13 protein-coding genes, 2 tRNA genes and 2 pseudogenes are annotated in these 15,346 nt (G+C 39.9%); 4 read left to right on the plus strand and 13 right to left on the minus strand.

Annotation, left to right across the window (positions count from 1 at the left end; genetic code table 11):
• The first annotated feature begins 292 nt into the window (after nucleotides 1-292).
• On the plus strand, nucleotides 293-697 hold the full coding sequence (locus NYP69_RS02425) for a pyridoxamine 5'-phosphate oxidase family protein (protein ID WP_004132948.1): 405 nt from the start codon (nucleotides 293-295) through the stop codon (nucleotides 695-697).
• Nucleotides 698-911: 214 nt separating this feature from the next.
• On the opposite strand, the gene NYP69_RS02430 is transcribed toward NYP69_RS02425, so the two are convergent.
• From NYP69_RS02430 to NYP69_RS02455, 6 genes are all read right to left on the minus strand, one after another.
• Complete coding sequence (locus NYP69_RS02430; RefSeq protein WP_004130563.1) at nucleotides 912-1,361, minus strand: DUF3021 family protein; 450 nt, start codon at nucleotides 1,359-1,361, stop codon at nucleotides 912-914.
• A 77-nt stretch (nucleotides 1,362-1,438) separates the two neighbouring features.
• On the minus strand, nucleotides 1,439-1,960 hold the full coding sequence (locus tag NYP69_RS02435) for a LytTR family DNA-binding domain-containing protein (RefSeq protein WP_473410538.1): 522 nt from the start codon (nucleotides 1,958-1,960) through the stop codon (nucleotides 1,439-1,441).
• A gap of 159 nt (nucleotides 1,961-2,119) precedes the next feature.
• On the minus strand, nucleotides 2,120-2,941 hold the full coding sequence (locus tag NYP69_RS02440) for a histidine phosphatase family protein (protein WP_473410539.1): 822 nt from the start codon (nucleotides 2,939-2,941) through the stop codon (nucleotides 2,120-2,122).
• A 9-nt stretch (nucleotides 2,942-2,950) separates the two neighbouring features.
• Entirely contained in the window at nucleotides 2,951-3,418 is a 468-nt protein-coding gene (gene rsfS, locus NYP69_RS02445) for a ribosome silencing factor (RefSeq protein WP_473410540.1), read from the minus strand.
• A 45-nt stretch (nucleotides 3,419-3,463) separates the two neighbouring features.
• Entirely contained in the window at nucleotides 3,464-4,876 is a 1,413-nt protein-coding gene (gene glmU / locus NYP69_RS02450) for a bifunctional UDP-N-acetylglucosamine diphosphorylase/glucosamine-1-phosphate N-acetyltransferase GlmU (protein ID WP_473410774.1), read from the minus strand.
• A gap of 83 nt (nucleotides 4,877-4,959) precedes the next feature.
• A tRNA-Arg gene (locus NYP69_RS02455) sits at nucleotides 4,960-5,032 on the minus strand.
• A 248-nt stretch (nucleotides 5,033-5,280) separates the two neighbouring features.
• Here NYP69_RS02455 and NYP69_RS02460 point away from each other — a divergent pair.
• Nucleotides 5,281-5,354: transfer RNA gene (locus tag NYP69_RS02460), tRNA-Leu, on the plus strand.
• A gap of 287 nt (nucleotides 5,355-5,641) precedes the next feature.
• On the opposite strand, the gene pyk is transcribed toward NYP69_RS02460, so the two are convergent.
• Both pyk and NYP69_RS02470 read right to left on the minus strand, forming a co-directional pair.
• A complete protein-coding gene (gene pyk, locus NYP69_RS02465) occupies nucleotides 5,642-7,081 on the minus strand; it encodes a pyruvate kinase (RefSeq protein WP_032839776.1) in 1,440 nt (479 codons plus the stop codon).
• Nucleotides 7,082-7,311: 230 nt separating this feature from the next.
• Nucleotides 7,312-8,658 carry an ATP-binding protein gene (locus NYP69_RS02470; protein WP_473410541.1) on the minus strand — a complete coding sequence of 449 codons (1,347 nt, stop codon included), beginning with the start codon at nucleotides 8,656-8,658 and terminating at the stop codon, nucleotides 7,312-7,314.
• Nucleotides 8,659-9,283: 625 nt separating this feature from the next.
• On the opposite strand from NYP69_RS02470, the gene NYP69_RS02475 reads away from it, so the two are divergent.
• Nucleotides 9,284-9,589: a type II toxin-antitoxin system RelB/DinJ family antitoxin gene (locus NYP69_RS02475; protein WP_004132937.1), complete on the plus strand. Its 306-nt coding sequence runs from the start codon at nucleotides 9,284-9,286 to the stop codon at nucleotides 9,587-9,589.
• Nucleotides 9,586-9,918: pseudogene (locus tag NYP69_RS02480) on the plus strand (type II toxin-antitoxin system RelE/ParE family toxin). The gene NYP69_RS02475 and the pseudogene NYP69_RS02480 overlap by 4 nt, the downstream one beginning before the upstream one ends.
• A gap of 255 nt (nucleotides 9,919-10,173) precedes the next feature.
• On the opposite strand, the gene NYP69_RS02485 reads toward NYP69_RS02480, so the two are convergent.
• The 5 genes and pseudogenes from NYP69_RS02485 to NYP69_RS02505 all read right to left on the minus strand — a co-directional run bounded on the left by NYP69_RS02485 (nucleotide 10,174) and on the right by NYP69_RS02505 (nucleotide 15,073).
• On the minus strand, nucleotides 10,174-11,892 hold the full coding sequence (locus NYP69_RS02485) for a DUF262 domain-containing protein (RefSeq protein ID WP_060785520.1): 1,719 nt from the start codon (nucleotides 11,890-11,892) through the stop codon (nucleotides 10,174-10,176).
• A gap of 8 nt (nucleotides 11,893-11,900) precedes the next feature.
• A complete protein-coding gene (locus NYP69_RS02490) occupies nucleotides 11,901-12,080 on the minus strand; it encodes a helix-turn-helix domain-containing protein (RefSeq protein WP_430886666.1) in 180 nt (59 codons plus the stop codon).
• Nucleotides 12,081-12,659: 579 nt separating this feature from the next.
• Nucleotides 12,660-12,940: pseudogene (locus tag NYP69_RS02495) on the minus strand (type II toxin-antitoxin system YafQ family toxin).
• Complete coding sequence (locus NYP69_RS02500; RefSeq protein ID WP_004130540.1) at nucleotides 12,937-13,263, minus strand: type II toxin-antitoxin system RelB/DinJ family antitoxin; 327 nt, start codon at nucleotides 13,261-13,263, stop codon at nucleotides 12,937-12,939. Before NYP69_RS02500 ends, NYP69_RS02495 begins: the two are co-directional and overlap by 4 nt.
• 172 nt (nucleotides 13,264-13,435) lie before the next feature.
• Nucleotides 13,436-15,073 (minus strand): InlB B-repeat-containing protein, encoded by a 1,638-nt coding sequence (locus tag NYP69_RS02505; protein WP_004130538.1) that lies wholly within the window; start codon nucleotides 15,071-15,073, stop codon nucleotides 13,436-13,438.
• Nucleotides 15,074-15,346 lie beyond the last annotated feature (273 nt).

Raw genomic sequence — 15,346 nt, forward strand, 5'->3', positions numbered from 1 at the left:
GAGCTTGAAATTGCATAACGCATTTCAAGCTCAGTCAAAGCGTGATTTGGCTCAAATGTAAAGTCCAGTGGACTTTACATGCCAAATCAGCCGAGCGGCTACTAACAGCCGCGAGGAATATAGCGCGCACTTTGTGCAATTAGTGATTTATGTCACAAGTTTACGCATTTTTACAAAAACTCATCGATTTTTAAGCCTTTATATGCACGATTGCGCGTAATCTTAAAAGTGATTGAATCATAATCATATGATTGCGCGATTGCACAATAATCAGTTGAAGAAAGGACTCAACATGGCAACTCTTAGTGAAGATATGAAGACTTTTATTGAAAACAATTTGGCTTGGATTGCAACGATTAGCAAAGATGGCGAGCTTGATCTTGGCCCAAAGATGTCGATGTTTGTTCTAGACGATAATCACCTTGCTTACCACGAGCGCACTGCAGGTCAGCATTTTAAGAACTTGCAAGACGGCAGCCAGCTTGTTGTTGCAGTTGCAAATTTGGCAGAAAAGAAGGGCTATCGCTTCCGCGGAACAGTTACACTTCACACAGATGACGCGATTTACAATGAGCAAGTGCGCGTTGCAGAAGAAAAAGGCACAAAGAAGCCTGCTGCTGTTCCTGTTATGGAGATTAATGAAATTCAGGATTTGACTTCTGGAGCTAATGCTGGAAAGACGATTGCTAAAGATTAGTCAATTAGCCGATTAGTGAACTGCTAAAGATTAGTCAAAATACTAATTTTTTGCAAAAATCTAACAAACGCCGAATAAATTATGACCATTCTATGATGCGTTTTAGAATAGCGAGTGGCGTTCTTCTTCAAAGGCGAAGATGAACACCACTCAATTTCTATTTGATTATTTTATTTACTTAAATTTTTACTTAAATTATTTAATTGTCACTAATTTACTTGTTTTCTTTACGCAATTCGCGCAATCTAGCGTTCATTTCTTCCGCTTTCTTCTTCTCGAAGTAATAAATTATTGCAGCAATTGCAATCGGGAAAATAACAGTGAACGCAATCCATCCGCAAATCACAGCTGGCTCATCTTTGAATGAAATCCATCCAACAATCACAGACACAATAAATTGAATAGCAATTGGCGGCACTAGTGCAAAAACGAATTTTGCGAGATTTGACATGCGTTCATTCGACCAAAAAATAGCGAATACTCCATATCCTATGCCAATAACAAACGACGCTACAGCATAAGATGCAATTCTGTTTCCAACTGCGGTATTTGCTAACAAGCTTGACACAAAACTAATTGCAGTAAAAATAGTGCACGCTATGCCAATGCCTTTAACAATGTTTTTTACCATTGTTTTGCCTATTGTTGTAACTTGCTTTTCCATAATAATCGTTTCCTTTTTAAGTATTAAAAAATTAGTATTAAAAATTTTGATAGTTTTATATTCGACTACGCTTAAAACTACATTCCTAAGCGCTTTTTGAATCCTGCTAAGCATCTGCGACTAATCCACTCAACGCTTCCATCGTCCATTTTTACGCTCATACTTCCGCCGAATCCTGGATCAACTCGAACAATGCGATTTAAGTTCACGATTGCGGATTTAGATATGCGCACAAACGACGCGAATTGCGGATTGTCGAAATCCATTAGGCGCTTGTAAGAAACGCACTCGCCTTTATCGCTGTGAATAATTACGCGCGAATTTTCTACGCAAATCATAATCACATCTGGCTCGTGCATAACAATAATCGAATCATTAATATAACCATATATGAATGAATTATTATTGCTATTTGCCGCATTCGCAGTATTATTTTCGGCAATCTCAGTATTATTTTCAGTATTGCTTGATTTTGCATCTTTAGAATCAATGCTTTGCAAATTGGCTATAATGCGTTTAAGATTATCGTCAATATTGTGAACTGACAATTGAGCGCGCTGCTCTTCTTCTGGCGACACAATAGCAATCGTTACTTTCATCAAGCCTCCCTTCCGTATACTACCGTTAGAGTTTGCTAGCTTTTGCTAGCTTTCTGTTTTGTAATTTTGACTATACGGCACTGTAAATAATCTGTCTTTACAAAACCGCTAAACGGTAGTTTTAGGAATATAAGCGGCAAAAAAGAGAAATTATGCCGCTTAAGCAGCTCCCCAAATGCGAATAAGACGCTGGCTTGTAGGGTCGGCTGCAGGACCTTGATCGTAAGCATCCAAACGCCAATGAATTGAGCCATCCGCATTAAGGCTTGGAATTAATCTCGCCCAACGGCCGTTTCCCATTCCGCCAATCGTCTTATAAGAAGGATCTACCTTGTCTAATCCAAGAAGCTTATGAACAGTTTGAGAAAGGCAAGATCCGTGCGAGAACACTAGTAAATCGCGGTCTGAGCCAGTTTTGCGCGCCCAATCTTCTACAGCTTTCGCAGCGCGCTCGCCAACTTCTTGCTTGGTTTCTGCACCGTGATTAAGCTCGCCGCCTTCGCCTTTTACCCAAGCATTAAAATCTTCTGGCCATCTTTCGCTAATTTGCTGGCGATTAAGACCTTCCCACTCGCCAAAAAATCGCTCGCGCACGCCATCTTCAACATGCACATTAAGCCCAATCTTATCTGCAAAAGCGTGAGCCGTCTGTTGTGCGCGAATAAGAGGCGAAACAATGGCAACAAAACTAGCATCGGCTTCTTCTGGAGTAATGCGCACGTGCTCCTGGCTATTTGGATTCTTTGGGTCTTCTAAGTCGGAAGCTCCAAAAAGCACTCGCAAAGCCTTGCCAGAGCGAGTCACCTGGTCTATCCCCGACTCATCTAAAGCAATATCAATCATGCCTTGAAGTCTAAATTGTGCATTATAAGGCGTCTGACCATGACGAACAAGCATTACGGAACGCGCAATGCCCTCGTGAGCGCTGTTTTTATTGACATTATGCGCAATTTGCGTTGCGCTTTCAACAAAATCCACCATTATCTTGCGCTACCTTTCAGACTCTTGATTATCGCCATTTTGCGCATCATCGACATAATCGCCATCATCTGAATCATCGCCATCATTGCCATCCGCATCGCTCTCGCTATGCTCTGGAAGTTGCAAATCAATTACAGGGCAATCATTCCACAAACGCTCAAGGCGATAAAACTCGCGCGCTTCCTCGTGCATAATATGAATCACAAAGTCGCCAAAATCAAGCAAAACCCACTGTGCTAGTTCTAAGCCTTCTCTAGATATTGGCTTGCGTTTGTTGTCTTTTAAGTACAAGTCTTTTTCGATTTCTTCACTAACAGCTAAGACTTGACGCTCGTTAGATGCAGAAACAATCAGCATGGCGTCTGTAATTCCAAGCAGATTGCTAACGTCAAAAGCTTGGCAATTAGTGGCTTTTAACCTATCGGCTGCAGCCGCAGCAATCCTAATCGCGTTAACAGAGCTTTCTAAAGCCGCCATATGTTTCTCCTAACTTACCGTACTTACCGTCAACCAACGAATCGTCTAATTTCGCTCCCAAGCTGGCTTCCAGCCTTCTACAACGTGCTGCGTATTTTCCGAATACACCATGGAATCCGCTAGAACATCGTGACGCACAACAGAGCCTGCACCCGTTGTAACTCCATCTCCAACAGTAACTGGAGCTACAAACAGGTTTCCTGCACCAACATGCGCGTTAGAGCCAATAGTCGTATGGTTTTTATGCACGCCATCGTAGTTTGCTGTAATCGTGCCACCGCCAATATTCGTGTGCTCTCCCAAATCAGCGTCGCCCATATAGCTCAAATGCGGAACCTTAGTGCCGTTTCCAATATGCGCTTTCTTCATCTCCACAAACGCGCCAGCTTTACTCTCCTCGCCAAGCACATTACCTGGTCGCAAGTACGTCCACGGACCAATGTTTGCAGCGCGGCAAATATGCGATTCTTGCACACGCGAGCGCTCCACAACCGCATCTTCGTCTACTTGCGCATCAATAAGCGTAGTGTACGGTCCTACAACCGCACCGCTTTTAACAATCGTGTGACCTTGCAAGAAGCACCCTGGAAGAACCGTAACATCTTCTTGCAAAACAACATCGTCTTCAATCCACGTGTTTTCTGGGTCTAGAATCGTTACGCCTTCAAGCATCCACTTTTCGCAAACGCGCTTGTTGTATGCTTTTGCAAGCGCAGCTAACTGAACGCGCGTATTCACGCCTTCTACACTCAACGAATCTGCTGCCGCCATTGCTCCAACTCGTCCCATTGTGCGAGCGTGCTCTAGCGCATCCGTTAAGTAAAACTCGCCTTGAGCGTTCTTGGAGTTAAGGTTGGATATTGCGTCTGTAAGCACTTCCGCATCGAACACGTACACAGACGTATTAACTTCCTTAATCGCAAGCTCTCCTGCATTGGCATCTTTGTGTTCTACAATTCGCAGAACATCGCCATTTTTTCCGCGCACAATTCGCCCGTAGCCAGTGGCGTCGTCTAAAACAGCGGTTAAAACAGTTGCCGCGTTTCCTTGATTATTGTGAAAATCGATTAATGATTGCAATGTTTGCGTGTCTAAAAGTGGCATATCGCTTGCTGCGATTAACACAGCCCCTTTAAGCGCATTACCGCATTCTTGTTTTGAAGCTTCATTAAGATCTCGCATTGCGCATTGCACAGCTCTACCCGTTCCAGGCTTATCGTCTTGATTTATAATCCGAACAGCGTTGTTGTAACTTTGTGCAGCTTCTGATACTCGTTGAGCTTGAGCATGCACTACAACAGCAAGCTCCCCTGGGTTTACGCCTGCCATTGCGTCCATTACGCGATTTAAGAACGTTTTTCCAGCGAACTCGTGCAACACTTTCGGCGTTGTTGAACGCATGCGCGTCCCATCACCTGCTGCCAGAATTATTGATGCTGCTACACTAGCATTTTCCATTACACTATGATTTTCCACAAGTGCTCCTTATTTTGCATAATACGTGACAAACATTTTTCACATAACACAAGAGCAAAGCAAAGTGCCCCCGACGCGATTCGAACGCGCAACCAACGGATTAGAAGGCCGTTGCTCTATCCATTGAGCTACAGAGGCGCAAGTTGCAATTATACCAAAATTCTTACATCAACACACCCAGTATTAAAGAATTTGCAAATTAATATTTCTGTTTTGATTTATATTTATTTATTTTTATTTTACTTTGGGTTTTCGGCGCGCGGTTGCTGGCGATTTTTCCGCGCGCACGCAACTAGCTTTCTTACACGCAACACGCGGTATATTTGATTACTCTGCAAAATGTGGTATAGTCATCAAGTCGCGTTAAAACGCGGATAATTTAAGATGCCCCTGTATCCCAATTGGTAGAGGAAACAGCCTCAAAATCTGTGCAGTGTGAGTTCGAGTCTCACCGGGGGCACGTGCACAACGCCGCTTACATTCTAAGCGGCGTTTTTGTTATCCTCTCTCTCATGCGATTTTGCACAACACACAAACAACACACCAAACGACACACCTAATTCTCGTAGCGTTTTTCATTCCTGCGTTTGTTCCCTTTTTGGCTCAAATGGTAAACAAACGCGGGAATCGACAACTTCGAACTTAAATCGTAACGTAAGAAATCACAAGATTCGCACTAAACAAAAACGCGCACCCAAAAGGATGCGCGTTTAGAAAACTAACGATTAACTAGCAATCAACTAGCGATTAATCGCAAGCACCAACGGTGTGAACGTAAATGGAGTCTGTACGACCAGCTTGGCGCTCACCCTGAGCAGTGCTCAAAACAACAATCTTGTCGCCGTCTTCAACCTTGCCAGCTTCACGAAGAACCTTGTCGGTGAAGATCATAAGATCGTGACGGTTCATATCGTGGTAGTCCTCGTTAATCAAGAAGCCTTCAGTGCCCCAGCTCAAAGCCAACCAGTGATAAGTGTGCTCATTGTTGGTCAAGCCATAGATTGGAGCAGCTGGGCGCTCGCGAGAAATACGATGAACGGTACGACCAGTTTGCGTGTAAGCAACAATTGCCTTAGCGTTAAGCTTGTCTGCCAAGTCTACAGCTGCAGAAGAAACTGCACCCGTGCTAGACATGTCAAGCTCCACAGATGGAATGCGATCATAACCATTTTCAGTAGCGTATTGAGAAATACGAGACATGGTCTGAACGGTAACTGCTGGATACTTGCCGACTGCGGTCTCGTTAGAGGTCATAGTTGCATCGGCACCGTCAAGAACAGCGTTAGCGCAATCAGAAGCCTCTGCACGAGTTGGAACTGGAGAGTTAACCATTGATCCAAGAACTTCGGTAGCAACGATTACTGGCTTTGCGTATTGGCGAGAAAGCTCAATGCAGCGCTTGGTAACGAGTGGAACCTGCTCAAGTGGCATCTCCACTGCCATATCTCCACGAGCAACCATAATGCCGTCGAAGGTCTTAACAATCTCTTCCAAGTTTGCAACAGCCTGCGGCTTCTCAATCTTTGCAACGATTGGAATGCGACGGCCTTCTTCGTCCATGATTTCGTGAGCGCGATCAATATCGGTAGCAAAACGCACGAACGACATAGCAATAATGTCTGCACCAGTGCGAATAGCCCAACGAAGATCAGACTCATCCTTTTCAGTCAATGCTGGAAGAGAAACGGCAACGCCTGGAAGGTTAATGCCCTTGTGGCTAGAAACTGGGCCAGCAACAACAACCTTAGTGTGTACGTCGTTGCCTTCTACCTTGGTAACTTCAAGACGAACCTTGCCATCATCAATCAAAATTGGATCGCCTGCGTGGCAATCTCCTGGCAAACCCTTGAAGGTTGTGGAAGTGCGATGCTCATCACCCTCAATATCGTCTGTAGTAATAACGAACTCTTGGCCCTCTTCCAAATAAACCTTATCTTCGCCGTCAGCGTTCTTCTTGAACCAACCACAACGAATCTTTGGACCCTGCAAATCAACAAGAGCAGCAACATTACGACCAGTAGTCTTTGAAGCTTCGCGCACATTGTTGTAAACGCGCAAATGATCTTCAGGAGTGCCATGCGAACGGTTTAAGCGAGCAACATCCATGCCAGCTTCAACAAGCTTGGTAATGCCCTCTAACGATTCGGTAGCTGGTCCAATAGTATCAACAATTTTGGCTTTTCTCATAATGCCTGCCTGTTTCCTTTGTTTATTTTTAAATGGGAAAATACCCACTTTCCGAGTAATAGTGTACCAGCAAATTGTGACCTATGCGCAAAACTCGCAACTATTTATTTACTACGATTAAACATGACTAACTTGCGACTAACCCACAATCAACCCGCGACTAACATGCGACTAGCTGCGCTCACTTATTAATCACTCTTAACTTGCGATTAGTCACGCTAACTTATCAATCATTTTCTTTCAGTGCAATCTTTCAGCGCAAGTTCTATAAGCTTATCCGTGTAATCAGCCATAAATAACGGAATATTCAACATATCATCGTCTAGTTTTAGATTATTCAGCGAGAATCGTATACGTAATTTCGTTTGATTAGGGAATAGTTCTTTAAACTTTTTCAAACTTCTACTGTTAATATTTGCTTCAGATTTAACCTCAACAGGGAAAATATCATTTTCTCGTTGAATAAGAAAATCCACTTCATAAGGCGGATTCGTTTGAGACCAGTATCTAGGCATAACTTCAAATTGAGTAAGTAACGCCTGCAAAACATAATTTTCTGTTAAAGCACCCTTAAACTCAGTAAACAGCCTATTGCCTTCCGCAAATGCAGTAGGAGCAAGTTGTGCTAATCGCCTTAACAAACCAACATCTGCCAGATAAATCTTAAAAGCAGATAGATCATCATAAGCAGCAATAGGTAAATTCGGCGCAGTATTTCTATAGATTTTATACACCAATTGTGCCGACACCAACCATTGCAAAGCGTCTTCATATTCTCTTGCCCGAGCACCATTTTTAACAACTTTATACAAGAATTTTTTGTTTTCACGCGCCAGTTGAGATGGAATAGAATTCCAAATCATTGATATTTTAGGAAACTCACTAACATTAGGATGTTTCGCAAAATCTCGTTCATAAGCTGTTATAATTTCAAACAATGTTTCTTGCATTGCGTTTACATCTCGCGCTTTAGCCCACATTAAAACTGACTCAGGCATTCCCCCTGTAACATAATACATTTTTAATTTCTCGTATAGAGGATTAAAAAATGCGTCTGGAATCGGCTCTATTTTATCGATTTGTTCAATATACTTCGCTAGATTTTCATCTCCATTAGCAAGTAAAAACTCTGTGAAATTCATTGGGGTTATTTGCATAAAATTAACTTTTCCAACTGGGAATGAAGATGGTTTTGCAAGCGTTATTCCAAGTAATGATCCAGCGCAAGCAACATGATATTGCGGAGCGTTTTCGCAAAAATATTTCATAGAGTTTATTACTTCTGGGCAGTCTTGAACCTCGTCAAATATGATCAGCGTGTTTTCTGGTTCGATTTTTTGGCCGCTTGCAAGCGTGAGGTTTTGTAAAATTCGCTCCACATTTTTAGTGGTTTCAAAGAATTGCTTATATTCTTTGTTTTCATCGAAGTTAAAATAAGCAATATTTTTGTAGTAAAGCTTACCAAATTCTTTTAGTATCCAAGTTTTACCAACTTGACGCACGCCTTTTAATATCAATGGTTTACGATACGGCGAGTTCTTCCATGCTAAAAGTTTGCTCATAATCAGCCTTTTCATGATTACTCACCTTTCATCTTGCATTACGCTATTAGATATTGCAGCCGTATTAGTGCGTTGCTGTTTTTACGCGTGATTGTTCTGCTACGTTATTATGTTGCAACAATTCTGCGGTTATTCTGTTATATTTTGCGTTATCTTTTATCGTGTATCACATTATTATACATAATTTAATGCATTTAATCACATTATTATACATATTTTGGTGTTTTTTATCACATTATTATACGATTATACGCATTGATACGCATTACGCATTAAGTAGCGCTCGCATAAAACATGAAAATACACGCAACAAAAGAATTGCTGCACACACTAAATATTTTGGCCTTTATGACTTGACGACATGTATTTCACACACCGCGCTTTCCAATCGTCCTCACTAAAGCAAACTCAAGCTAGCATTAAAATCAGCTTTTTCTAGCAATTCTTGCACATCTTAATATTTTGCAGCCATCTTCACACTCCTTCAGGTTTACCAATACGCCTAATTTCCATCCAACAAAAAATACCTAAACCAACAACGGGAATCTATAATCTGAATAGTAGTTAAACTTTTGCTTTCATTCGCTTGCATATGCTTGCAAGAATTTTGTAAAATAAGGTCAGAAAGGACGCGAACACAATGACAAACACGAACGCTGTATATGCAAGAATCGACACAAATCTTAAAGAAAACGCTGAAAACATCTTGAACCAACTTGGAATAACACCATCTTCAGCAATCCAAATGCTTTACAGCCAGATTGTTTTACAAAAAGGCATGCCATTTGAACTCCGCTTGCCAACTAATAAGCCTACTGCTTTAGGCAGCTTAACAAGAGCCGAGTTGGATAAAGAATTACAAAAAGGCATCGACTCTATTTCAACTGGCAAACAATACAGTGCAGATGAAGTAGACCAATTCTTCGCTAAAGAATACGGAGTATGAGCAAATCATACAGAATCATTTATTCTCCACAAGCGTTCCTTGATCTTACAGAGCTATACGAATACATTCGTTTTACATTATAAGTTCTAAGAATAGCTGAAAAACAAGTCAACCGCATTAAGCATGCTATACGTTCTCTTGAGACTATGCCTATGCGATATACACTTGTTAAGTGGGAGCCGTGGTGTTCTAAAGGAATACACAGAGTTCCCATAGATAACTACACAGTTTTTTACCAAGTAGACGAAAATAAAACTACAGTTACTGTTATCCGTATCTTCTACTCAGGCAGAAATATAGAAAATATTGTTAACGACACAAACAACTAATACACGATTTTTTGAGCGAGAATTGAAACGAACTAAGTAGCGAAAGAAGTAGCGTAATTTTGAACGTTACGGAATGCACACCCAGCTTTAACCCCTCAACATTAATACGACACTCTCCACGTGGATTGATTGTTCAACGAGTAACCTATAATCCACCTGCTGTATAGGGCAATCATAGAACAGTCATCCCCCTGAAAATCGGTATGTCGAGCCGACACAAGTGTTGGGTAGCCTTATTGCTTGTATAGGAAAATACTATAAAAGAATATCCTTTAATGCATTGCTCATCAATTCCTGACGTTTCTCCATAAACTCTTCAAAATTTGAAAGTTCATAAGAAATATTTCCTGGAAGGTACTTAGCATTTTCACTATTTTCAGTAATCTTCAACCAATCAACGAGTGGTGTGGCATTCTTAGATTCATTCTCTCTGCCTTCGAGCAACTGAAGGTTTGCTAATGTGTTCCTTCTTCTACGCCAATCTTCTTTAGTATCATCATCAATCACTGTTCCGTCCGGCAATATCAAACCATCAATTTTGCTTTCTTCAAATCCCGTATACGGATGCATATGGTCTTGGTGGAATCCCTTCTGACTATATTTCAAATTTGGATACAGAAGAGATAACAACATAAATGTATAGGCTCCAATCTCGTATGTATCAAACATTGAATCAATCTCATCCGCAGTATATCTAAGAGTTCTGTCACCTGTGAATCTAATCCCATTTAGAGTTTTCATACTAAATGAATTAGATGGCGCAGCCTTCAATGCCTCTCTTATGCTTGTCAGTGCAGAATTTGATGCGGTGCCAAAAATCTGTCTTACCTGTGCGATTACAATATATTTTCTTAATTCAGCTTTACTGCTTGAATCGAAATCACCACCTTTGTATCTGTAGTAAACCATAGGAGAAACAGCCACATAAGAAATCATGTTTTCTGAATTAAATCCGAACTCATTTAACAAATCAACTGTATCCTTGATGGCTTTTCGGATTGCAGCCCAGTTTTGTTTTATTTTTAATACACTGTCTTTTTTGAATGTTTCTACTTTTAATGCTACGGACATATCTAAAAGATACAAACAAGTTCGCATTATAAAGTCATTAGAGAATTTGAATCCTTCGCCTTTCTTATTTATTTCAGAAAGCAACTTATCAATTTCATCCCTTGCCTTATCCCAATGAGAAACAATAGTAGAGAATAACAAGTCACTCTTTGAAAGAACGGTTCCACCAGAATTTACTCTAACGAAAATATCTAATACGCTGTCAATCGAATCTTTTTCTACCTCAAAGTAGTTGATAATTTCATCAGTAACAAGTCTTGTATGTAAAAGCGAAATGTTCTTTGTTGCAACTTTATCTGTTGCCCAGCCATTTGGAATGATAACTTCTGTTAATAAATCTTCAGCTGAATACTTAAGAATATCTTTTACTAAATACCATATCTTATTGTCCTTATTCTTTGCGGCTTCTTCTGCTGTTAAAAATCTGAAATCGTAAGAAATGTCCTCATCATCAGTTTTTTCACTGTGCAAATCAAAGTACAGTTCTTTCTTCGGAAATGCATCATCATTCTTCCATCTTTTGTTTGGAAGTTTTCTGCTCATACTTCCTTGCAAAGCTATGTATAGAGAAGTCAATCTCTGCTGGCCATCCAAAACAGCCCAGATCGTTTCATCTCCACTACCAAACGGGAACGGCTGCGGTGCAGCCGGATTCTTACACATATCTCGCTCATGGTAATCTTTTATAAATTCATACATTGAATACTCTTTTTGGTTCACAATAGTTTTCTTAACTTTCCAAAAAAGAAAAGTTCCAATAGGATATCCAAGCATGATAGAATCCATTAATCTTGTGATCTGTGAATCTCCCCACACATATTTTCTTTGAATAGCAGGAAGATAGAATCTTCTACTATTTACATCATCTATTATTGCTCTAATACTTTTCTTTTCGTATGCCATGATTTCTCTCACTCATTACTTGTTTTTATCATTTCTCCACCCGGGAAGATAAATGATTGCTCAAAGGTAACCTTCATAACATCATCTATCTGTTTCAACTCCTCAAGAGTAACTGTATCTCGTTTCAGTTTCTTACCAAAGTTCTGCGAAGTCTGCCCTATCCGTCTGGCAAGTTCCGAAACGCTTATATTTTTTTATTACATAATTCTTTAATCATATCAAATGTCTTCATCGTTATCCTCTATGTCTAAAACACACCTAAACTTATTACGCTATAAACTATTTGGTTGATAAATTCAATCCTGGCATAATTCCACCATATAAATTTTCTATAAATGACAAAAACACCATGTATTGCTGCAAGGTGTCCGTTCTCATCTTTGGTGTATCCCAAGAACCAGTTGTGATTGACATGAATCTCGCAGTTCTGATATCTGAACTGAATACACATCTTAACATTCTTTGAAAGCTACTCCGATTCCTGCCATGCAAGAGAGGCCATAATCATAAGCAACACATCACCTTTAGAGTCCATCGCATTGATGAGCCGCCACTAATTAAACCTTTTAACGTTTAGCACTTACAACCACATTTCTAAACATAGCCAATCGTCATATCAATATCTCGCCAATCGTCGGAACAAAAACTCGCCAATCGTCGTACTAATATCCCACCAATTCGCAAGGAAAACTATGAAACATCGCACTTACGCTTGCACATTAAACCTTTTATCAATAAAAAAGCTGTAGATTTAAAAATGTGTTATTTTATTTCTTAAACAATTCTGAATGCGTACCAAGCCTATATAACATCAAAACAAGAACTTCATTCTTAATTTCATATACTAAAAGCCAATCTGGTTCAATATGACATTCTCTTGTTCCGCTATATTTTCCAGTCAGAGAATGATCGCAATATTTAGCTTCTGCACGCCACCATTGGCTAAAACATTAATTACTTCTGAAAGATTATCCGTATTTTTATTTTGTTTCTTAGCTAATTTAAGATCTTTTTTGAATTGATTCGTGAATTTTACTTCGTATTTCATAAATCAAGAGCCGCCTTAAGATCTTCCATATTCCTATAACCCTTTACACTAGGATCAGATGCAATTCGTCTACCCTCCTCAATAGCAGCAATCGTTGTATCATTTGGAACCTCTAATTTAAGAGAAAATGGAATCCCGTTCTCACGAATAGTTGTTCGCAAAAACATGTTAATTGCTGTTGTCATATTGAGACCGAGTTCTGAAAAAATCTTATCAGCTTGTTCCTTAATTCCCTTATCTGTTCTGATATTTAAATTCGTAGTAGTCACAACAATACCTCCATCTTCTTTTACTATACGCAAATATTCGTTTATATTCAACATATTATCATTACATTGTATATAATTCAGACCAACTAAAGTAATATAACTGAATAGGAATTGCAAACGCAAACAACAAAGCGCAAGAAACAATAAGGCAATCTAAAAGAACAAGGCGAGCACCGTTTAACCAGTGCCCGCCTTAATTTATTTATGACTTACACAATAATGCAAACTAGCGCAAATGCTTAGCACTATTGAGATTTATGACAGCGCAAGAAGCCACAAATAAACCAAACACAATAGAGACGAAGGATGCAAGAGTTACTCCAGAGGCATCCGCACCACTATTTGGCAGCACTCCAGAAGAGCGCGTGCCAGCAGTCCGCGACTTAGCAGAACCGCTTCTGTTTGCGAGACCGTTTGACGAGCCATTGGCAGCTGCACCATTTGCAGCACCATCTGCCGAGCCGTTCGCAGCACCGTCTAACGTTCTATTGTTATTTACGCTGCCGCCTCCAACATTCAATTCAGGATTATCGCTTGAATCTGGTTCAACACTTCCGCTGTCATTGTTGTCGTCATTATCGCCACCATCATCGCTGCCTGTATTCTTCGTAAAGATGGCATACACAGTCAAATCACTATCAACAGTCGTTGTGCCAGTAAATGCTTTACCTTTACCATCCGAGCTTGTATTCCACTCTTTGAAAGTATAACCATCCTTCGTTGGATTCTTAGGCATAGACTGGCCAGTCAAGGCATCCGTATCAATAGCCTTACCAGTTTCCACCTTTACCGTTTGAGTCTTATCGCCGTTCTTGAAAGTAACTGTATTGCGAATCTGCTTCCACTCGGCAGTAAACACGGTATTAGCATTCAAAGTATAAGTATCACCTGGATTGTAAGTGTTACCAGCAGCATCCGCCCAGTTTAAGAACTGATAATCTTCGCGCGTAGGCGCAGGCAATATATTAATATTCTTGCCTTGCTGTACTGCTTCACTTTTCTTGGCTGTACCATCACTAAAGGTGCCGCCATTAGCATTAAATGTATATCTTGCATTCCATTGTGCGCGAAGTAAAAATACACCATCATATAATGGGTCTAAAGTAGTATCATTGTATGTCTGCCAATCACGGTTACAATCCGAAAATAGCGAATTATTATCCCAATAGTAGCGTTTGCCTACAATGTTACGCTGTCGGTAAGCTTCAATATCAGGAAGCTCGGTATACCATCCCCCAAATTCCAAATCTTTTTTTGTTGGGTTAGCTGGGAAATCAACCGTATTATCTTTTTTTACAGTTTTTATGATTGTGCCCGACTCACTGCCAATATTTCCGCCCTTAGGATCGAATTTCACATTCATTTTTCCAAACGAAATTCTAACAACCATAGGGTCATTATCTTTGTCGAGGTGATATTTGACTGTGAATTTAGAATAACCGCTTGCTTGAGAAATATATTCATGATCCGCATTATAAGAAAGATTATAACCGTCAAGAATGCTATTAGTATCAATCGTTATTGTTAATTTTTGTCCTATCGCAAAATTGCCAACAAAACGCTGAAAGTTAGATTGCAGCTCTTTCTTGACATCAATTTTATTTCCATTTTCATCTTCGACAGTTATCGGAAGATTTTCCCACATATTTTCAATGTTCTTGGCGACTTGATTTTTAGCACCTGGATGTATGTAACCATCTCCAGATTTTAAAACAATATCCATATCAAGTGAAAGCGGATATTTCTTAACTTCTGTAGTTGTTTTGCTATCAGCTTGTGCATTCACAACCCCTGCAAAAAGTCCAATCGCAGTTATAAAAGCAACTATTAAACTAATAACTTTATTTATTATTTTATTATTCATTTTATTCCCAACCAAATTAATGATTATAGTAATAATAATTTTTTATTAAATTCAAAAATTTATATAGCGCAAATATAGGTTTATAGGCCAAAAATTATGTGCGAATTCAAAATAAATAGTGTATAGAGTGGTGAAAATTGTAAAAAATTATGTTACAAAAAAGACAAAATCACGCTGTCTGTCTGTCTGTCTGTCTGTCTGTCTGTCTGTCTGTCTGAGCATGCTCTCTCTCAATCCTTTTGTCAAGTATTTTTTCAAAAAAATAAAATAAAT

The organism is Gardnerella sp. c17Ua_118, from assembly GCF_055804255.1.